Source organism: Moraxella sp. CTOTU46711 (genome assembly GCF_031975715.1).
Taxonomy (GTDB): domain Bacteria; phylum Pseudomonadota; class Gammaproteobacteria; order Pseudomonadales; family Moraxellaceae; genus Faucicola.
In genome coordinates this window covers 94,608-115,585 of record NZ_DALYMP010000004.1, presented here as the reverse complement: position 1 = coordinate 115,585, position 20,978 = coordinate 94,608, and the positions used below count along the sequence as shown (strand labels likewise).

General features: G+C 44.6%; 17 protein-coding genes. 10 read left to right on the top strand and 7 right to left on the bottom strand.

Translation table 11 applies throughout. From position 1 onward, the window contains the following. Nucleotides 1–41: 41 nt before the first annotated feature. The 4 genes from RTJ53_RS07505 (at nucleotide 42) to RTJ53_RS07490 (ending at nucleotide 4,398) form a co-directional block, all read left to right on the top strand. Nucleotides 42–1,232, top strand: a complete 1,191-nt coding sequence (locus tag RTJ53_RS07505) for a hypothetical protein (RefSeq protein WP_312276490.1) — start codon at nucleotides 42–44, stop codon at nucleotides 1,230–1,232. Nucleotides 1,233–1,680: 448 nt separating this feature from the next. Then, complete coding sequence (locus RTJ53_RS07500; protein ID WP_312276489.1) at nucleotides 1,681–2,052, top strand: HAD-IIIC family phosphatase; 372 nt, start codon at nucleotides 1,681–1,683, stop codon at nucleotides 2,050–2,052. 43 nt (nucleotides 2,053–2,095) lie between these two features. Next, complete coding sequence (locus tag RTJ53_RS07495; RefSeq protein ID WP_312276488.1) at nucleotides 2,096–3,670, top strand: aminoglycoside phosphotransferase family protein; 1,575 nt, start codon at nucleotides 2,096–2,098, stop codon at nucleotides 3,668–3,670. Then, a complete protein-coding gene (locus RTJ53_RS07490) occupies nucleotides 3,661–4,398 on the top strand; it encodes a glycosyltransferase family 2 protein (protein WP_312276487.1) in 738 nt (245 codons plus the stop codon). The genes RTJ53_RS07495 and RTJ53_RS07490 overlap by 10 nt, the downstream gene beginning before the upstream one ends. Nucleotides 4,399–4,500: 102 nt before the next feature. Here the strand turns inward: RTJ53_RS07490 and RTJ53_RS07485 are convergent, their stop codons facing one another. The 6 genes from RTJ53_RS07485 to RTJ53_RS07460 form a co-directional block, all read right to left on the bottom strand. Next, nucleotides 4,501–5,577 (bottom strand): WavE lipopolysaccharide synthesis family protein, encoded by a 1,077-nt coding sequence (locus RTJ53_RS07485; protein ID WP_312276486.1) that lies wholly within the window; start codon nucleotides 5,575–5,577, stop codon nucleotides 4,501–4,503. A 174-nt stretch (nucleotides 5,578–5,751) separates the two neighbouring features. After that, a complete protein-coding gene (locus RTJ53_RS07480) occupies nucleotides 5,752–6,723 on the bottom strand; it encodes an HpcH/HpaI aldolase/citrate lyase family protein (protein WP_312276485.1) in 972 nt (323 codons plus the stop codon). A gap of 93 nt (nucleotides 6,724–6,816) precedes the next feature. Continuing rightward, nucleotides 6,817–7,956 (bottom strand): cysteine protease StiP domain-containing protein, encoded by a 1,140-nt coding sequence (locus RTJ53_RS07475; RefSeq protein WP_312276484.1) that lies wholly within the window; start codon nucleotides 7,954–7,956, stop codon nucleotides 6,817–6,819. A 2-nt stretch (nucleotides 7,957–7,958) separates the two neighbouring features. Continuing rightward, complete coding sequence (locus RTJ53_RS07470; RefSeq protein ID WP_312276483.1) at nucleotides 7,959–8,789, bottom strand: HAD family hydrolase; 831 nt, start codon at nucleotides 8,787–8,789, stop codon at nucleotides 7,959–7,961. Between the two features lie 103 nt (nucleotides 8,790–8,892). Further along, nucleotides 8,893–10,092, bottom strand: a complete 1,200-nt coding sequence (locus RTJ53_RS07465) for a phosphoribosyltransferase domain-containing protein (RefSeq protein WP_312276482.1) — start codon at nucleotides 10,090–10,092, stop codon at nucleotides 8,893–8,895. A 29-nt stretch (nucleotides 10,093–10,121) separates the two neighbouring features. Then, nucleotides 10,122–11,204, bottom strand: a complete 1,083-nt coding sequence (locus RTJ53_RS07460) for an ATP-grasp domain-containing protein (RefSeq protein ID WP_312276481.1) — start codon at nucleotides 11,202–11,204, stop codon at nucleotides 10,122–10,124. Between the two features lie 440 nt (nucleotides 11,205–11,644). Between RTJ53_RS07460 and RTJ53_RS07455 the strand changes: the two genes are divergently transcribed. After that, entirely contained in the window at nucleotides 11,645–13,051 is a 1,407-nt protein-coding gene (locus RTJ53_RS07455; protein ID WP_312276480.1) for a short-chain fatty acid transporter, read from the top strand. 186 nt (nucleotides 13,052–13,237) lie between these two features. Then, entirely contained in the window at nucleotides 13,238–15,289 is a 2,052-nt protein-coding gene (locus tag RTJ53_RS07450) for an OPT family oligopeptide transporter (RefSeq protein WP_312276479.1), read from the top strand. A 168-nt stretch (nucleotides 15,290–15,457) separates the two neighbouring features. Here the strand turns inward: RTJ53_RS07450 and RTJ53_RS07445 are convergent, their stop codons facing one another. After that, nucleotides 15,458–16,972, bottom strand: coding sequence for an aminoacyl-histidine dipeptidase (locus RTJ53_RS07445; protein ID WP_312276478.1), 1,515 nt, complete (start codon nucleotides 16,970–16,972; stop codon nucleotides 15,458–15,460). A gap of 231 nt (nucleotides 16,973–17,203) precedes the next feature. On the opposite strand from RTJ53_RS07445, the gene tauA reads away from it, so the two are divergent. The 4 genes from tauA (at nucleotide 17,204) to tauD (ending at nucleotide 20,945) form a co-directional block, all read left to right on the top strand. After that, a complete protein-coding gene (gene tauA, locus RTJ53_RS07440) occupies nucleotides 17,204–18,283 on the top strand; it encodes a taurine ABC transporter substrate-binding protein (protein WP_409418149.1) in 1,080 nt (359 codons plus the stop codon). Nucleotides 18,284–18,312: 29 nt separating this feature from the next. Beyond that, nucleotides 18,313–19,092, top strand: a complete 780-nt coding sequence (locus tag RTJ53_RS07435; RefSeq protein ID WP_312276477.1) for a taurine ABC transporter ATP-binding protein — start codon at nucleotides 18,313–18,315, stop codon at nucleotides 19,090–19,092. Nucleotides 19,093–19,247: 155 nt separating this feature from the next. Then, nucleotides 19,248–20,051, top strand: a complete 804-nt coding sequence (locus RTJ53_RS07430) for an ABC transporter permease subunit (RefSeq protein WP_409418151.1) — start codon at nucleotides 19,248–19,250, stop codon at nucleotides 20,049–20,051. A gap of 30 nt (nucleotides 20,052–20,081) precedes the next feature. Next, nucleotides 20,082–20,945, top strand: a complete 864-nt coding sequence (gene tauD / locus RTJ53_RS07425; RefSeq protein WP_312276475.1) for a taurine dioxygenase — start codon at nucleotides 20,082–20,084, stop codon at nucleotides 20,943–20,945. The last annotated feature ends 33 nt before the right edge of the window (nucleotides 20,946–20,978 follow it).

Here is a 20,978-nt window from a genome sequence, read left to right as displayed (position 1 = left end):
CTCACCTTGAGTGCCATATCACTTGTTAGCTTGCTGTTATTATGATTAAAAAAGTATCCAACCGCTGGCAACGTATTGACGTGCCGCAAACCTTCCCGACTATTCACGCGGCTTTGGCTTATTGTAAAAGTCAATTAAATAACTTGGGGGATAGAGGCTTTATTCAAATCAAAATTGCCGATGGCGAGTATTATCTAGACCAAGTTGAAATTGATTTTTTTAGTGATCGGGTAGAGATTGTTGGCAATTTGGACGATCCTGATAAGGTGCAGTTACATTTTGATGATGCCCATAACCGCTGTGGCTTTTTGATGCAGCGGGGCAATGGTATTTTTAAAATCGATGGCATGACTATCAATGGTACTAAGGCGTTTTTGGGCTATGGACAGTGGCAAGATGAAGGCTATGGTGCCGGTATCATGTGCAATTACAATAGCCAGGTGCTCGTGGGGTCAAAGGTCCGTATCAATAAGTTTTATTATGGGGTTGCCGCCCGCTTTGGCTCAAGCATCCGCTGTGAGCCTGGGGTGATTGTGCAGTTTGCGGGGGATGTTGGGTTTTTCGCGTATGGCGGCTCGATAGATGCCCAGCAATGCGAGGCGTATCACTGTGCGCATTTGGATGAAGAGTTGGGTTTTGGATTCTGCGCGGAATCCAGCGGCTTTATCAATGCCGACAACAGCGTGTCTGCACACAACCATATCGCAGGGTTTTATGCACTCACCAATGGCTCGATGTGGTGCCATGATACCAGTGCCAGCGAAAACAAACATGGCTTTTTGGCGCTGCACAATGGTATGCTAAGCTGCAATAGCATCAACCGACGTACCAATGCCTTTCGCAATTATGGCTACGGCTATTTTGCTGACAATGGCGGGCGTATTTTGGCCAATCGCAGTCTTGGCAATGAAAACGTGATCGGTGGCTATTTTGCCCGTCATCAGGCCAGTATCGATATCACCCACGCCAATGCCAGCCACAACGAGGGTCATGGCTATACTGCAATCAATGCCACCTTGCTCGGTAACGGTGCTGAAGCGCGATTTAATCAAGGTAATGGCTTTGTCATAGGGCAGTCAGGTTTTTTGGATGGCAGTTTTTTGATGGCGTATGGCAATGCAGGCTATGGCTATCACTTAGATCATTGCCAAGCCTTTATGCCCTATGCCCGTGGCTGGAAAAACGCGCTGGGTCGTATGCACAAAGTCCATAGTCATGTCGCTATCAAATAAATTTTTCGCGACTTGCTACTGGCTACTGGTTTTTGCTTACTGTTTTTTTAGCTTTTTCGCCTTTTAATCTTTTAGCCTGTTAGCTCATCGTTAATAAGAGCCAATCTTTCATCAAATCACAACCTATTTCATTTAGATTTATCAGGCTCTCACCCAATTTTTACTGCATTTTTGGTGCTATGGCTTGCCCTCAAAAATTGTCAACATCGATTGGTTAATTGGTTAAAAGCGGTCTTGCCAATATTAAGCATTGTGATTAAGCCCTATAATCGATTTTTTTCTCGCATTCTTACCTAAAATTACAATAAGTAATGAATAAGTAATATCATTTGCTAGGGATTAGTTTTAAGGTATTGAAGTTAAAATAACAATCAAATACTTGATTTTATTATAAATACAAAAATTTTTAGTTTAAGTCTATCACTGCCATATTAGGAACATAATAACAATGAAGCGGCTAATCTTTGACCTAGATGATACCCTATGCACCACCCAAAATGGCGACTATGCCAATGCCCAACCTATCACCGAAGTTATCGAAAAACTTAGAGAATACCATCGACAAGGGTTTACTATTGTCATCAATACCAGTCGCAATATGCGCACCTATCAAGGCAATATTGGGGCTATTAATAAAAACACGTTACCAATTATCCTCGATTGGCTAGGACGACATGATATCCCGTATGATGAATTATACGTGGGTAAACCTTGGTGCGGCTTTGAAGGATTTTATGTGGATGACAAAGCTATTCGACCTGACGAATTGGTCAAGTTAAGCTATGCAGAGATTTGCCAGCTACTTGATTTAACACCTTAATAAAAAATAAAAACAATAACGACATTTAAGGTAATTTAACGCCATGATACTCATTAACGCCTCTTCCTATGTCAATGCCGAATTTGAAGCAGAAATTGGGCGCATTCCGCCTTGTATGCTGCCCATCGGCAATAAAAAACTATTACAACTCCAAGTCGATGTGGTACGCCAACAATTCCCCCATGAAAAAATTCTATTGTCACTACCCGAAGCTTATACCTTAACACTCAATGAAAAAGCAGTGATTGAGTCACTGCCCATTGATGTGGTAACAATCCCTGAAAATTTGGCATTGGCTGAGACGATTTTATATGTGCTTAATCTAGCCATTGATAAATCATACCAGCATATTCGTATCATCCAAGGGGATGTATTTTTACCACACTTAGTTGATTGCTCAGATTGTATTGGCGTGTCGGATAAAACGCGCCAATACGATTGGCAACAAACCAAAAAAATGAAAGAAAACCCCACCGATTGGATTGGCTATTTTGCCTTTTCCTCACGATTGGAGTTGATTAAAGCCCTAGCGATTAGTAAGAAAAATTTTGTACGGGCGATTTATTTGTACCAACAGACGATGCCAATGAAATCGGTCAACATTGAGTCGTATTATGACTGCAGTAATTTTGTCCATTATATTCATGCCCGCGCCAATATGACCACCGAACGCGCCTTTAATTCACTGCAGATTCGTGAAGGCATTGTCACCAAAAGCAGTGATGACAACAACAAAATTGAAGCGGAAATTTATTGGTACACCCATATTCCTGCGCCACTCAGACGTTTTACCCCACAGTTGATTGATTATCAGCAAGTGGACGGACAGTTTAGTTATAGCTTAGAGTTCTTGCCATTATTACCGCTCAATGAGTTGTATGTGCATGGGCTAAATACCACTGAATTTTGGCAACATATTTTTCAGCTATTAAAAGAATTTTTTAGTATGGCCAATCAGTCCGACGTGCATCGCCATATCGAAACAGGGTTTGCCAAATCATATGCCGAAGATTTGTACCATAAAAAAACCTTAAAGCGGCTGTACGCGTATGCCGATGATGCCGATGTCGATTTGAACAGACCTGTGATATATGATGAAACGATGCTTGGCAGTACGCTAGAGATTGCGCAGGACTGTATCGACAAAGCCTTGGCACTGCCAAACACCGTGAGTGTCATGCATGGCGATTTATGTTTTAGCAACATCATGTATGACATGCGCGGTCGCCGGGTAAAAGTTTTTGACCCACGCGGCACGGATTCTAACGGCAATTTTAGTATTTTTGGTAACGCAAGCTATGATTTAGCAAAGCTCACCCATTCTGTGATTGGTATGTATGATTTTATCATCGCAGGGCGTTATGAAATTATCGATAGCCCTAGCGGTAGCGATATAAGATTTGATATTGATAAGCGTTTGGAGCAAATCCAGCAAGAATTTTTTGCCGGCACTTGGGTCAATGGCATGACCACAGAATCTATCATGCCAGCGGTGGTGTTATTGTTTTTATCCATGCTACCCTTACACGCAGATAGACCCGATCGCCAGCGCGCCATGCTGCTCAATGCGTATCGTTTATACAAAATGTATGTGATGGAGGCAGTGACATGTTCGTAATTCCGATGGCAGGGCTAAGCAGTCGTTTTTTTAAGGCGGGCTTTGAGGTACCTAAATATCAATTGTCGATTGCCGATACCATTGTATTTGATTTGGCAATCAAGTCGTTTGAGCGCTATTTTAGTACCGATTTATTTTTGCTTATCGTGCGCGATGTGTATGATACCCCGCAATTTGTTGCTGAGCGATTAACGCGCTTGGGTGTGCGCAATTTTATGATTCATACCCTTGATGGCGAGACAGCGGGGCAAGCTGAAACAGTAGCCCTCGGACTGGGACTCGGTAATACTAGCATTGATGACGACGAGCCGATTTATATTTTTAACATCGATACCTTTCGCTATGATTTTGAAAAACCTGACTGGGTAGAGTCCGTTGATGGTTATTTAGAAGTATTTGAAGGCGAAGGCGACCATTGGTCATTTATTGCCGTCGATGACGATGATAAGGTGATTAAAACCACCGAAAAACAGCGTATCTCGAATCTTTGCAGTGATGGCTTATATTATTTTAAATCCAAGCAGCAGTATCTATCGTTGTTTCAACAAGCGATTGCCCAACAGTTGACGGTTAACAATGAATATTATATCGCCCCGATGTATAATTTATTAATCGCGCAAGGCGGCCGAGTTGGCTATGTCAAAATCACGGAAGACGACATTGATTTTTGTGGTACGCCGGATGAATACCAAGCGCTTAAAGCTCAAGGTTTAAAGATTGATACTTAAAGGCTCATGTTTAAAGGTTGATGTTTAAAAATTGGCGTTTAATTGTTTAACTGTTGAAAAAAAGCTTACCATCTGTTGGGTAAGCTTTTTTATTTAGCGAATTTAGGGATAAAGACGCGAGAAAATCTGCTGTTGATCGACTGGGCTATTCTGATAAAACTCTGCCGCGGCAACACTTTTCATCACTGCTCGTTCATTCGCATGCGCCAAGCGGGTTTCGTCAACCTGGTTGGGATACCAATATTGATAAAACAGCTGATACCAGTCATCATGGCTAATGCAGTTCATCGCCATAAAAGCATCGGTCAATGTCCACTCGTATTTGGGTAACCGCAGCCCATAGTCTGTCATATCAAGCACAATCACATCACTCGCCAAAAATGCCTTATGCGCGTCTAGAATCTGCTCGTTGAGCTCATTGTAATAGCTTGGTGTGGCAGCGTACCCGATTTGATTGGCATAATGACTGGCAATATGCTGCTCGACAGCCAACCGCGTACGAAATGTATTGTCCGCAAATTTGGCATCGATATCTTGTGCATGCGACTCAAAATAAGTGGCATTGTCACGACTCATCAGGGGTGCTGACCAAAACGCCTGCAGTCGATCAGTCTTGCCAAACTGCGCCCAGTCGCTAATATGAAACGCCATATGCTCAAACATGCTTGGGTCGATGGTAAAAAACGACGGCACTACAATCGGCGAGTAGTCGGTTCCTTTACTTTTTGAGGATAAATGGCGCTGTGAATGTAACGTTACTTGCTGGGTATAATAGCGATAAAATTGTAGCAGATTGTCATTGAGCAAGTAGCTATCGGCGCGTAGTTTGAGCGCATATTCGGTGCTGACTTGGCTTAAACCCGCTTGCGTGGATATGATTTGTCGATTGACGTTGTTAGGGGCGTCATAGCCAAATTTGATATTGGGTAGCCCACCAGGATCCGGGTTTAAAATCAGCTGATCGATACCCAATTTGTCGGCGCTGTCAAACTCGGTGGGCAAAGCAAGCGTATCCCAAGTCGATAATACAATGGTTGCATGGGGCAAGGCTGCTCGGGTTTTGGCGACGTTAGCTATGAAATCACTGCCGTCATCGCCGCCCTGCCCTAGCTGGAGAACGTTGATACCACCTTGAAAAATAACCGTCACTGACTGACTGGGGAGAGTATTTGCTTGCATAGGTTTCCGTGATGCTAGTTATCAGTTAAATTGTTATCATAAATTATTGTTATCTGCTAACCCGTCATCATAGCGCAATTTTGTTCAATTATCGGTCAGTGATTTGTTATCTGACTTTGATGTGACAAACTGTTAGACAGTGGCTTTTAGACCTTGACTGTTAAAAATTAGCTTTTAGACATTGGCACGGAGCATCACACTGGTCGCCCACGCGCGATGCGTGGCTGGCTCAAGCATACTGTTGTCTTGCTTGAACACCGCCTTGGCATCAGCAGCAAGAATCGCGGTGGCTTGACTGCGCTCTATATCGTTGACATAAAAAGCTTGTTTGACTGCAGCAATTTGCTCAGGGTGAATGATGGTTTTGCCCACCAGTCCCAAGGCGACATCTTGCCGCAATTCTTCAGCAAACAAGTCAGGTTTATCCAAATACTCAAACACGGGTGCAGTCAAATAAAAACCCTGCGGCACAAAACATGCAATTAACTGATAGATAAGTATGCCGACTGGGGTTTGATAGATCGTCACATCCGACGGACGACGCAAGCGCAGCGAGGCAAATAAATCATTGCCGCCAATACGCAGTGCCAAAATCGACTGGCTAAACCCTTCGCTAAAAGCTAGCGCCAGTTCTTGGTTGTGTATCGGGTTAAAGATGAGCCGAGTCTCAAGGGTCGGCATCAATAGCTGTGTCGATGGCAATGCCTGACAAGCCAATCGCCAATCGGCAAGGCTTTGCATATCGATTTTTGGTAATACAAAGCCATCCACTAAGGCAATCGCCTGCCAACTGGCAAGCTCGGTGAGCATCAAAGCGTTGCGCGGTCGGATAAACACCATCGGGCGTGAGGCTCGCGGTGAAATTGGACGCGATTCATCGCCGAAACCATGCGTCTGGGCGTGCTGAGCCCATGTCGCAAGCAGCTGCTTTAAGTTTGCGAGCGCGGCAGGAATTTCACTTTCACTTACCGCATCTTCCAAACAAATCACGATACTATCAATCTCAGCCAATTTTTGCTGGCTAATAATTTGCCAAATATCTTGGCGCGTGGCTGGCATATAAAGCGTCGCACCCAGCTGGTAGGGATTGATAGTTGGGGCAACGGGTTCAGCCAAAAAATGATTTACAGGGTGTAATAGTGTCATAAAAGTACAATGTGCGTAAAAGAGCGATTAGGATAAATGGGCGGTTAACAAGATCGATGAGCGCAAAGGCGCGGTTATCATTGGCTTTTGTCCTTAATTTTGGCTTCTGTTCTTAATAATGGTGACAGCTTGGTAAGGTGCAATACTGGCATCTTCAATTAATTGAATATTTTTTTCCTCACAAAGATGACGCAGTAACGCCGTATCTTGTCCGTCTGCCATCTCATTGACCAATACACACTCAGGGTCGCGCCGTAATATCGCGCGGGTCGCCTCGGCAATGGTGGGTTTGATACGGTTGCGATTGCTGATGGCAAAGCGCGCCGCTAAATCATCTATCACAGACTGGGTGGCAAAAGTCGGCAATAACTTGCCCGTTAGCGGCGTTGGTAAGGGCGTTTGCTGCCGCAGCGCATCAATGGTTTGGATAAACTCACCACTGCGATCCCAAGGCTGTAGCTTGTCATAATACACTGCTTGGTGCAGTCCATCACTAGGCTCACGATACAGGGTACGGGATATCAGCCCAGAGACAGTGCTATTGAGCAAACTTGCGGGCATCAGCCAATCATCATCACTTGCCGATAACCAAGCCACCCCGGCAGGATCTGCCAATGTCACCAGTGGAATCACCCCGTCACCTTGGTGAAACAGTTGCGCTTGTTGCCGCTTATCAGTGATTTGGGCTAAACTTCGTTGCAACTCACCATAGATAGCCCCTTTACCCGTCCAACCATCGACAAACACAATCGGACTATGGGGATGCTGCTGCAAAATATACTGCAAGGCAACAGGGTCAAGCCCGCGGTCACGGATGATACTCACCCCGTAATGCTGACTGGCTAATGCATAACTGGCAGATGCATCACTAAGCGCTTGTTGTAGTAATACCCCAATCGGCAATCCTGCCCGCACGAGACTGACCAATATCAGCGGCTGCGAGGCACTCACGCCATCATGAAATAGCTGATGTAAGCTAAAGGCAAGGCTTGTGACATCATTTGCCATGCGGTATTTGCCTGCCATCAATGCTTGATTGTACAAGGCTTCATGCGTGGCGCTGGGCGGTTTTTCAAGCGTGAGCATATCTGAATAATGGCGCTGACCTGATTGGATTAACGCTTCTTTTTGCATTGGGCTGATATCATTGACGCTATCAGCACTGACGATATCGAGCAGCAACGTAACCTCAGCGGGTAAATAACTACCCGAAAAATTAGCCTGAGTCATCATGATTATAAACACCCTTGACTGATAGCATCATGCAGTTGCCCTCGATTGGGCGTGCCATACCAGTCCAATAATTGTAAAAACGGCAAATCCGCCAAGCTATCACCAAAACCAAAACAAGGGCGGTTTTTCTCCAAATGATAATCGAGCAAAAAACGCATCGCGTGATGCTTGTTGACGACGTGCGGCAAGATTGCCAAGTTATTGGCATTGACATGGATATAAAACTCATCGCCCAAATCAGCCGCCTCATTGAGCACACTCGGCAGCTGTGCCGCAAACTGCAGCAAAGCATCGTGGTCTTTATGCCGATGTTTGATGGCGACATATACCATCAAATCCGTCGCGTTATTGTCTACTATAAAATGTTCATAATGTGGGGTTATGCGTAGTGCTTCAAACCCTGCCAATCGCGCCATAAGCTGGCTTAGTTTGGGTTGTAGCGTCACCAATTGCCCTGCCATTAGCCGCTGCCAACGCGCACAAAGCTGCCCCGATGGCGCTACAATTACCGCACCATGGGTCAAAACTTGCCAACTATCAAACGGCAGTTTGACGCGCATAATCTCAGTGGTATCTCTTGCGGTGACGGGGATGAGCTCAGTTGATTGGGATAACCAATTAAAAAAATGGCGCTGCTTTGGCGTCAAAAAGCTCAATGGCGCATTCTGCTTGTTGACTGTCGCCGCCACCAACCCATCCATTGGCAATTGCCAAGCTGCAATTTTTCGCTGGGTTTGAAACAAGGTATCATCCAAATCCATCAAAGCATAAGGCTTGACTAGCGCGACTTTTGATTCAAAAAAACGGGCTTCGGGTTTAAAAAAATCGGTCATTCACACTCACTTTTATCAAACTTAACTTTTATCGATTTTGTGGTTGATTGGGTTTTGGTTGTCGGACTGCAGATATCGCACTTCGGTTGTCAGGTTTAGAATGTCAGATTTCGGGTCTTGGTGAAATTACCATGACATTATCAAAGCGCCGCCAAATCTCGTCCACGCTATCTTGGGGGGTTTCCACGCACAACAGCACCCAATCCCACGCCTCAGGCGTCACGTTGTAAACAAAATTGGTCATGCCCAAGCCATAATGATCAAAGAACTTGATAACGCTAGTCACGGCGCTATCAGCATGGATAGCGATGGGTGACCGCGTCAAGGCAGAAAATTTGACATCCGCTTGATGCTGCGCCAGGCGTTCGGCAAGCAGCAATGGCAACCAAACAAACTCATTACTGCCCAGTACCAAGATTTTTTGATGGGCGAATGACGCTAGGGTCAATTGTCTTTGGCTCAGCGTATGATGCAAACCTTGCAGCAAAAAATCCAATCCCGATGTACTATCGCGTGTCGGTTGTCTACCCCAATTGCCGGTAGGCAGCAGTGGCTGACTGCCCGCCTTTGTGGTTGACACATTTGGCATGGTAACTGCGGGCGCATTCACCCTATCTATCCACGTCCAATCTCCTGCCAGCAAATGGTGGCGAAAAAAGGCGATGTCATTAAAAATATTATTATCCGTTTTGCCCAGTTTCTTACTAAGTTTTTTGCCCAGTGACCAATCAACTAACGTCGCCAAATGCACTTGCTCAAGCTTACTCATTCCTGCTTGACGCAGGGCGTTGACCACATTTTGGCAGGTATTACCTGTGGAGGCTTCGTCATCAACCATAATCAAGGTTTTGGCGTTTTCAACGTTCGCTTGTAGCGCGCTGTCATCACTTTGGTAAATCAAATGCACACTGGCATGACTATGATCTTCGCTAAACGTGGCAAGCAGCTCTGCTGCCTGTGCATGCCGCGTCGAGTTGAGCAAAATAGCTTGCGGATAACGCGCCTGCAGCACTTGATGCACCCCTGCAGACAGTCCAACAGCGGTCTCCGCCATACCAATTACCACAATTGGCTCGGGCAAATCATCGGGTATAAGAGTTGCCAACTGGGTAAAGGCTTGTCGCATCTTATCGGGGGATACCGGAATATGTCGCCCCAATACTTTGGATACAAACAAAAACGCGCGCTTGGGATTGATACGCTCAGCAAACCCCAACAAATCATCGAGTTGATAATCCGCGGTGGTTTGATAGCGTAAAGTAAGCTCGCCACGCGATAGCGAAATGGTTTTTTGCTCGGTCATGGCGTCTATTATCCTGTTATTTTTATCCGTTAACCGATTTTGACACTGGTCATCAGCGGCCGCACGATGCAAGGGGTGATGGTATCACGTACCGTTGGCAGATGCGGTTTAGCAATACAGCCTGACCAATAGGCAAAAGCTAATTGGGTTAGATTCATCGTACCGTTGTCAAAGGCATGATCGGTGTAACCAATCCCACCTGACGCGCGGCTATTGATTTCCAGTACCTTGTGCGTCCCATTTTCATCAGCCTTGGTTTGGATGCTCACAATACCATCGGCTTTTAGGGCTGCCACTAGGCGCTTGACAAGTTCCATCACTCCCTCATCATAGCCCACATGCTGTTCACTGCCGTCTTTATAGCGCGTCACTGCGGCTAACACTTCCCCTGTCTCACATACCACATCAATCGAATATTCTTTGCCTGCTAAATATGGCATCAGCAGCATGGCAATGGGTTTGTCAGTTACCATTTGGCTATGGTTATAGGCGTGTAAAAATTGTGCAAGATGAATTTTTTTAGCATCAGTAAAGTATAAATGTTCAAAACTATCCCATTCATCGACCGCTGCCGTATCGAGTCGCCAAAAACCTTGCGCAAATATGCCTTTAACGGGTTTTACACATAACGGCTGCCCACCATGCAACGCGAGCAGTGCCATTAACTCATCTGCATTATCGAACTGCCAGCCACTTGCCACAGGGATGTCATGTTGTTGGCAAAAGGCTGTAAAAGCGGCTTTATCATCCATTAATTCAAGCGTGGCTGTGTCAGTTGCGCCTGTCAATAACCGAATACCGGCTGCTTTGAAGTCTTGACGTCTGGCTTCGTAATCTTGGCTATTGCGCCCTGTCAATATCACTTTGCTATTGTGCTTTTTGGCCTGTGCAAGTACAAACCCCACCCGTTCACTTGGCTCGGATGGCTCTTGGTACGCTATATCAGCACAGTTTAAGATTTCTGGTCGTGGCTGTCGATGGGATGCCACGATGGTCATGGGTAAGTTATATTGGCATTTCATGGCTTGCATGGCAAGTAGCATCTCACGCTGGCTTGACTGCCCTTCTGCCAACCAAATTGAAAACGGGGTATTACTGGGGTTTAAAATCATTCAACTTCCATCACAACGCAGTTAGCACAAACCTTCATTGATTATGCTAAGCCAATAAATAGACACATAATAAAGTAAAATTTTGCGTAAGCAATGACATTTTTACTGAACTTTATCAAGTTGCAACATCACCCCTATTACAATTTCACTTTTTTGATATTTCCCTTAACCTATTTTTCAATTGACGTTTCCAAATCTTTAGATTTTGCCCAGACTTATTTATCTATTAAATAAACTTTTACTAGCTTGACCTTAATCTTTTTAGTTTGTAAGCTAACAAAATCTTGCAACATTATAGAAACAATTTCTAAAAACAATCTATAAAAAAATGTTGCGTGGCTTTAATAATGGAATAGACAATAGTAAAGCCAGTCAAATATAGGATTAAGCGCTTAATTAGGACAATGGATTCTAGCAAGAATCTATCACAAGGATGTTTTATGCAAACTTCTCAAAATATGCTACAACGTTTTGCCATTCGCGTCAGCGATTGGGCAGAAAAATGGTTTCCAGATTCTTATGTTTTTGCTGCACTCGGTGTTATCATCGTGGCGATTGCTGCGATGGCAATTGGTGCGCCTGCTCAACAAGTCGCATTAGCGTTTGGTGACGGATTTTGGAGCTTGATTCCCTTTACGCTGCAGATGTGTATGCTAATTGTGGTCGGCTTTGTGGTGTCGGTCTCCAAACCGGTGCAAAAATTCATTGAGATGCTAGCCCGTCTGCCTAAAAGTGGTACGGGGGCCATTGTTTTGGTCGCAATTATCAGTCTATTGGTATCGCTTATCAACTGGGCAATGAGTACCGTACTAACTGCGCTACTGGTTATTGCCTTAGCCAAGCGTAAAGAGCTGCGTATGGATTACCGTGCAGCCGCTGCGGCTGCAGTCGTTGGTATGGGGGCTACATGGGCATTGGGTATCAGTTCTTCTGCCGCTCAGCTACAAGCCAATAAAAAGAGTATCCCTGACTCGATTATCAATTTATCAGGGGTGATTCCTTTTACCGAAACTATTTTTTTACCTCAATCAATGTTGATGGCAGGGATTTTGATTGTGCTATCCATTGCTATCGCGTTTTGGTCGGCGCCGAAAGGTGACAACATTAAGACCGTAGATGATTTTGGCATTACCTTTGATGATGAGGTTAAAGAAGTTAAAAGTAAGCGCCCTGGTGACTGGTTAGAAAACTCACCAATTTTAACCGTGCTAGTAGTGCTACTAGGTGCGGTTTGGATGATTAATGAATTTACCAAAAGTAATCCGATTATCGCTATTTCAAGTCTCAATACTTACAATTTTATTTTTTTGATGATTGGACTGGCATTGCATGGCACGCCACGGAATTTTTTAGAAGCTGTATCAAAAGCAGTTCCTGCTATTTCCGGTGTATTAATTCAATTTCCCCTGTACGGTAGTATTGCTTTCATCATGACCAAAGCATTAAATGGTGCTGATTTGTCGCTATCTCACTATATTGCAGAATTCTTTGTATCAATCGCGTCAAAAGAAACCTTTTCAGTGGTAATGGGAATTTATTCTGCAATTTTAGGCTTTTTTATTCCTTCAGGCGGTGGCAAATGGATTATTGAAGCGCCTTATGTGTTGCAAGCTGCCAATGATTTAAAAGTCCATCTAGGATGGGCGGTACAAGTCTATAATGCCGCAGAAGCACTACCGAACTTAATTAACCCTTTTTTTATGTTACCCATGTTAGGTATTTTAAAAATCAAACCCAAAGATGTGATGGGTTTTACAGTAACGCAGCTAATTTTTCATATACCTGTGGTATTGATTCTATTATGGCTCTTAGGTACGACATTGACTTATAAACCACCCATGCTCTAAAAAATTTTTGCAAAAAAAACGAATGCCATCTCACAGTGACATTCGTTTTTTTAACTTCACAATTTATCTATGTTTCGAGGGTGAGGGTGCTAGATAAAAATTATTGTGTTAGCCATAAAACGCAGTATAATCGATAAAATTTTTTTTACTCACCATCAACTTTTGCTTTTACATGGAGATTTGCCCATGCAAGTTCAGCCTATCGGTGATATGTATGCCAATCACAAAGAATTGACGCTAAGGGGCATTATTCTTGGGGCATTAATCACTGTCATCTTTACCGCGTCCAATGTATATCTTGGACTTAAAGTCGGGTTAACGTTTGCCTCGTCCATTCCGGCGGCGGTGATATCAATGGCAGTTTTAAAATTTGCCAAAGATAGCAATATTCTTGAGAATAATATTGTACAAACCCAAGCTTCGGCGGCAGGTACTTTATCGTCCATTATCTTTGTGTTGCCAGCGTTATTAATGCTCGGTTATTGGACAGGGTTTCCGTTTTGGCAAACCACTATTTTATGTATCGCTGGCGGTATCTTGGGGGTGATTTTTACTATTCCACTTCGCTATGCGATGGTGGTAAACAGTGATTTGCCCTACCCTGAAGGCGTTGCCGCTGCTGAAATTTTGCGGGCAGGCGAACAGGACATATCAGATGATACCCCCGCTCAGTCAGATGCCTCAACAGGTGCCAAGGATATTGTGATTGGTGGCGCGTTATCAGGCATCGTAGCGTTTTTGACCGGTGGACTTAGGGTATTGGCAGACTCGGCAGGCTACTGGTTTAAAGCAGGGTCGGCGATTACCCAATTACCCATGGGGTTTTCCTTGGCGCTACTTGGGGCGGGCTACTTGGTTGGCGTAGCGGGCGGTATTGCTATTTTGCTGGGTATCATTATTGCTTGGGGTGCAGCGGTGCCGATATTGACGAGCATGACGCCTCAGCCCAGTGACATGGAAATGTCGGCATTTGCCATGAAAATCTGGAAGGAAAATGTCCGTTTTATTGGTGCAGGTACCATTGGTGTTGCCGCGATTTGGACGCTACTGACGCTCATGAAGCCAATGATTGAGGGATTAAAAATTTCCATGCAGGCGCTCAAAGGTGGCAACTCATCAAACCTCAGTCGTATGGAGCAGGATTTATCGCCCAAGGTTATGATCGGTTGGACGGTGGTAATGACGTTGTTATTGGCGATTAGTTTCTATCAGTTTGTGGCGGATGCAAGCTTGCCAGCGGGTCTGGCATGGTTATTGGTATTGGTTTGTACCGCGGTCACCTTTATCATTGGTTTCTTGGTAGCGGCAGCGTGTGGTTATATGGCGGGTTTGGTTGGATCGTCGTCTAGCCCAATTTCAGGTATTGGTATTATCTCGATTGTGGTGATTTCGCTCATTTTATTGCTCGTTGGCAATGCCTATCCGCAATTGTTAACCACGGGCGATGGCAAATTTGTTACCGCGTTGGCGTTGTTCTGTGGTTCGGCGGTATTATGTGTGGCGACAATTTCAAATGACAATTTGCAAGACTTAAAAACGGGTTACTTGGTAAAAGCCACACCTTGGCGTCAGCAAGTTGCCTTAATGATTGGTGTCGTGGTAGGTGCATTGGTAATATCCCCTATTTTAGAACTACTGTACAAAGCTTACGGCTTTACTGGGGCATTACCTCGCCCTGATATGGATGCCTCGCAAGCCTTGGGCGCACCGCAAGCAACCTTGATGACTACGATTGCTAAAGGGATTTTTGCGCATAATTTGAACTGGGACTTTATCCTTATCGGTGTGTTGATTGGTGCGGTACTGATTGTCGCTGATACCTTATTACGCAAAACTTCAGCGGGTAAATACAGCTTGCCAGTTTTGGCAGTGGGTATGGGTATTTATTTGCCACCTACCATTAATATGCCGATTTTTATAGGCTCGGTGTTGGCATGGTGGATCAAAAACCGTATCACCAAAAACAGTGCGGCGGCGCAACGTGAGCGCAACTTAAAGCTTGCAGAGCGCAAAGGTACGTTATTTGCCGCAGGGTTAATTGTGGGCGAAAGCTTGATTGGTGTTATTATGGCGTTTATTATTGCCGCGTCAGTCACGACGGGCGGCTCAGATGCACCGCTGTCGCTTAAACTTGCCAATTGGGATAACATTGCCCAATGGCTAGGATTATTGGCATTTGTATTGGCTATCGTGATACTAGCAAGACGCGTATTGAGCAGTACCAAAACAACGGGATAATAGGCATTAAAATCTAACATGCTTATAAACTAAACCCTTGAAAATCAATATTTTCAAGGGTTTTTTATGTATCGCGGTGTAAGAAAATAGGCTTAACACCATAGATTTAAAACCTTAGCGACGACATTTTTTCGCGACTGGGATAGCAGCATGAGCAATCATTAGCAATTATAAAACTTTTAATAAGTCTAATAATACCTGCCAAGTTTTTGCCACGCTGGCGATTTCTACGCGCTCTTTGGGTGAGTGTGCCGCACGGATATTTGGACCAAAAGAAATCATGTCCATGTTTGGCGCTTTACCTTTAAATATGCCGCATTCAAGACCGGCATGAATCACCTGTAACTTTGGTTCGCCTGCAAAATGACTCGCCATCACAGATTTTGCCACTGCCAATAGCTTAGAATCTGGGTCAGGTTGCCAGCCCGGATAATCATCGCTTAACTCTAGCGCTGCCCCTGCCAAATCTGCTAAAGCTTGTAGCCGCTGGGCGATGTCATCTTTTGGGGTTTCACCCAAAGATCGCATCAGACAACGTATCTCAAGGGTGGCGGTTTGATTATTGTCGTGAGTTTGGCCAAGCTTAACCACGCCCGTGCTAATTGATGTATCTACCACGCCGGCAAAACTATCACTCATCCGCATCACGCCATTGGGTAGGCTACGCAGCAAATTAAGCACACGCTGACTGTCGGCTATACTAAGGGCGGACAGGTTGGTAGATGCCGGTGACAGCGCGTCCGTGGCTACTAGTTTTTCAACAGTAACGGTGAGGTTGGGTTCCGTGATTTTATATTCAGCTTGTAGCGTTTGCAAGATAGTGGGAAGCAACTGGCTGATACGGTCAAAATCACCCAACACCGCCGCAGAGGCTTCGCGCGTAATCACATTTCGCAGTACCCCACCTGTCCAGTGTTGTAAATAAAAAGGCGATGAGCCAAACAGGCTTGCTAGCACGCGCGCGAGTAATAAGTTAGCATTGGCTAAGCCTTTATGAATATCAATGCCAGAGTGCCCACCTTGTAAACCGCTCACCTTAATCACCATCGGCGTGACATCCTCGGTTACGGTAATGAGTGATGAAGTTAACTGGAATGTGGCATCACGCCCGCCAGCACAACCAATAAACAGTTCACCTTCATCTTCTGAGTCAAGGTTAATCATTGCAGGTGCGGTCAGCCACTCTGGGTGAATGGCTTGGACGCCGCCCATGCCGATTTCTTCTTCACAAGTCAAAATCAACTCAAGCGGTGGATGGACAATATCATCACTAAACGCCACCGCCAATGCCATAGCAAGCCCAATACCATTATCTGCCCCAAGCGTCGTATCGCTTGCCCAGACCCAATCATCTTTAATCACAGGTTTGATAGGGTCAGTGATGAAATCATGGTTGGTGGTTTCCCCTTTTTGTGCCACCATATCAAAATGCGCTTGGATAGCCACCGCAGGATGGTTTGCCATCTTGCTATCAAGCTGTACGCTTGCTGGCTTATAGATAAAAATATTACCTTTTTCATCTTTTTTGACCGTTAACCCGTATGGCTGTCCGCGGGTTTGTACTGCTTGAACAATAAAATCACCCAATGCGTGTTCATGAAATGTAGGATGTGGAATAGCACAAATTTGATCAAACCATTGCCAAACAGCAGTGGGTGACAGTTGAGAGAGATTGGTTGTCATGGTATTGCCCGATTTTTAGTGTATTAACTATCAAAGGCAATATTGTAGCGAATTTTACATACGAATGGTCAGCTTATTTCTGGTTAGCTTAGTTATAGGGAGATTATTGGCAAACGTATAGTATTATTCCATTTTAGAAAATATAATATTATTAATATTATTTTACAGAATATAAAGGTTTTTACATAATAATTCACATACAGAATATCTATGATGAATTAAGGGGTAAAAATGACTAAGCAAAATAAATTATTCGCGGCAGGATTGACTGCAGGCATTGTGGCGATTGGCGCGGGCTATGTTTATTCTCAATCAAATTCGCAGTCACCAACACAGTCGCAAAACCAAGCAACGCCCAACAGCGCGTCTGCAACGGGCAACACATCAACCGCGGATAGCAAGCAAGCCGTTACCATTGCTTATCAAACGGGGGTTGACCCAGCCAAACTTGCTCAAGCCGACAAAACCTATGAACAAACCACACAGCGTGATATCAATTGGCGAAAATTTGATACCGGTGCAGACGTCGTTGCTGCCATTAGTGCCGGCAGTATTGATATTGGCAATATTGGCTCAAGTCCATTGGCAGCCGCTGCCACCAAAGGTGTACCGCTTCAAGTTTTTTTGGTCACCAGTGAAATCGGTGAAGCAGAAAGCTTGGTCGTGAGAAATGCTAGTAATATCAAAACACCGCAAGATTTAATCGGTAAAAAAATTGCCGTACCCTATGTTTCTACCACCCATTACAGCTTACTTGCCGCGCTGAAGCATTGGAACATTGACCCAAATAAAGTCACCATTATTAACCTTCGTCCACCGGAAATCAATGCGGCTTGGGAGCGAGGAGATATTGATGCCACCTATGTTTGGGAGCCTGTTTTAAGTAAAGTCAAAGCCACTGGGCATGTGTTAACGACTTCAAAAGAAGTGGCTAGCTGGGGTAGTCCGACCTATGACTTATGGGTGGCGCGTAAAGATTTTGCCCAAAAAAATCCTGACTTTTTAAAACAGTTCGTCAAAATCAGCACCGATGCCACCGGTAAATATAGCCAAGACCCTAAAGCCTTTATTGGTAATGCTAGCAACGTGCAAAAAATTGCGCAAATTACAGGTTCAACACCGAGCGATATCAGCACCCTACTGGCAGGCAATCGTTATCTACCCGTCAGTGAACAACAGACTTTGCTACAAAAACCCTTTGCTGACAACATCCGCAAAACGGCTGAATTTCTTAAATCACAAGGTAAGGTGGATACCGTATTAGCCGATTATTCAGATTTTGTCACCAATCAATATTTGGATAGCAAATAGTAGCAAGGCTTAATAAGGAATGAGATAGCATGAGCGGATTAGTGATTGAAAATTTAAGCGTACAGTATCCAACTACCCAGTCCAATAGCCACCCCACCTTGGCACTTAATAAGGTGAATTTATCATTGGCAGCGCAAAGTTTTTGTGTGGTGCTTGGGGCATCAGGCTGCGGTAAAAGCACTTTGCTCAACACCATTGCAGGCTTTATTCCTGTGACCCAAGGCGCGTTAAGCCTAGACGGTCAAGCCATCACCAAACCCAGTGTAGATAGAGCGGTGGTATTTCAAAACCATGCGTTATTCCCTTGGCTCAATGTCGCTGACAACGTCAGTTTTGCCGGCAAACTAGCAGGGGTCGATGCCAAAACGCAAGCCAAACAAACCGAGCAAATTTTGCAGTGGGTAGGACTAGAACATGCTGCCGAAAAATCGATTTGGGAATTATCAGGCGGGATGCAACAACGTGTGGGCATCGCCCGCGTACTAGCATCAAAAGCCAAAATGCTATTACTAGATGAGCCGTTTGCCGCCCTTGATGCTTTTATGCGCGAATCCATGCAAGAACTACTGCTCAATATTTGGCAACAAAGCAAACGACAAATATTGTTGATTTCGCATGATATTGAAGAGGCGTTATTTTTGGCAACCGACTTGGTGGTGATGGGTCAAGGAAAAATTCTGCACCATTATCAGCCGACTTTTAGCCAACGCTTTGCCCAAGGACAAAGCACTCGCGCCATAAAATCAGACCGTGAGTTTATTGAATGGCGAGAACAGTTATTTCAACAAATTGTGGCGGGTCGTATTTGACAGCCAGCTAAAACTGCGCCAATTCATCATAATAATTTAACAGGAATTAGGTCATGACGAGCCAAACAATTTCTAAGATTGATACCGCAACTCACCCCGCTGATAAACCAATCGACCATCAGTCAGCGCCAACTGCAGCCGTTATTGAGACTACCATGACAACACGCCCTACCCGTGCCTCATCTTTTGTGTCCCAACATCATGGGGTAGTTTGGGGCTTTATCAGTGTGGTTACTGCATTGGCAATTTGGTGGGCGGTGACTGCGACAGGACTGGTGCCAAGTTTATTTTTACCAAACCCTACCAGTGTGTGGCAACAGTTTGTCAAAGTATCCACTGAAGGCTATATGTCGGCAACCTTGATACAGCATACATTTGCTAGCCTAGGACGGGTATTTATTGCCTTGGTTTTGGCAGTAATTGTGGGTGTGCCTATCGCTATTTGGATGGGAACCAATCGCACAGTTCAGGCTATTTTTGACCCGTTACTCGAGTTTTATCGCCCAATTCCCCCGCTCGCTTATTTGCCATTATTGGTGATTTGGTTAGGGATTGGTGAGCTGACCAAAATCACGCTTATCTTTTTATCGATTTTAGCCCCGATTATTATCTCAACGTTGCAGGGTATTTTGACCGTTAATAAAAGCCGCCAATTTGCCGCGCTATCGCTCGGTGCGACCCCATCGCAATTACTTTGGCATGTGACATTGCCATCGGCTTTACCGCATATCCTAACAGGGATTCGTATTGGGCTGGGTGTAGGTTGGTCGACTTTGGTGGCAGCTGAATTGGTCGCCGCAACTAAAGGATTGGGCTTTATGATTCAGTCAGCCGCGCAGTTTTTATCAACGGATATTGTCATTCTAGGGATTATAATTATTGCGGTGATTGCGTTTATTTTAGAGATTTTATTAAGAAAATTACAAGCCAACCTTGCCCCTTGGTACAGCAAATATTAAAACAGCTGTAACAACTGATAACTGAACAATTTGGAGATCATCATGACCACGTTAACAATCGAACAAATCACCCCAAATATTGGCGCGGTGGTGACAGGTGTCGACTTTAGCCAACCTTTGATAGACACTCAACAACACGAAATTGAGCAAGCTTTATTGACGCATCAAGTCTTATTCTTTCGTAAGCAGCCAATTACCCCAAAACAACAAGCGGATTTTGCGCGTCAATTTGGCTCACTGCATATTCACCCGATTTTCCCCCAAGCCGATAACCAGCCAGAGATAGTACTACTTGATAATCATAAAACCGATTTGCGAGACAATGCCATTTGGCATACCGATGTGACTTTTAGTGAAACACCACCGCTTGGCAGTATTTTGGCAGCCAAACAAGTCCCAAGCTTTGGCGGTGATACGCTGTGGTCAAGCAGTTATGCCGCGTATGATAATTTATCGCCTGCGTTTCGCGCTTTTTTGGCAGGGTTGACGGCAACGCATAATATTATTCAATCCTTCCCGCAAGAGCGATTTGGCAATACCCCCGAGGGCTTCGCCCAGTGGCAACAAGCGCAAATTGACAATCCACCTGTGGTACATCCTGTCATTCGCACTCACCCTGTCACTGGTAAAAAATTGATTTTTGTCAATGAAGGCTTTACCACAAAGATAAATGAATTGTCCGACTCAGAAAGTAAAGCGGTACTCAACTTTTTATTCCAACATATTAGTAAACCTGAGTTTACGGTGAGATGGCACTGGCAAAATGATGACATTGCGTTTTGGGATAATCGAGCCACTCAGCACTATGCGACCCATGATTATGGCGATACGGTACATCGTGTCATGCACCGTGCGACTATTAATGGGGATAAACCGTTTTATTATTCAATCTAATTGTTGGTTAATTAATAGATTAAACAAACTTTT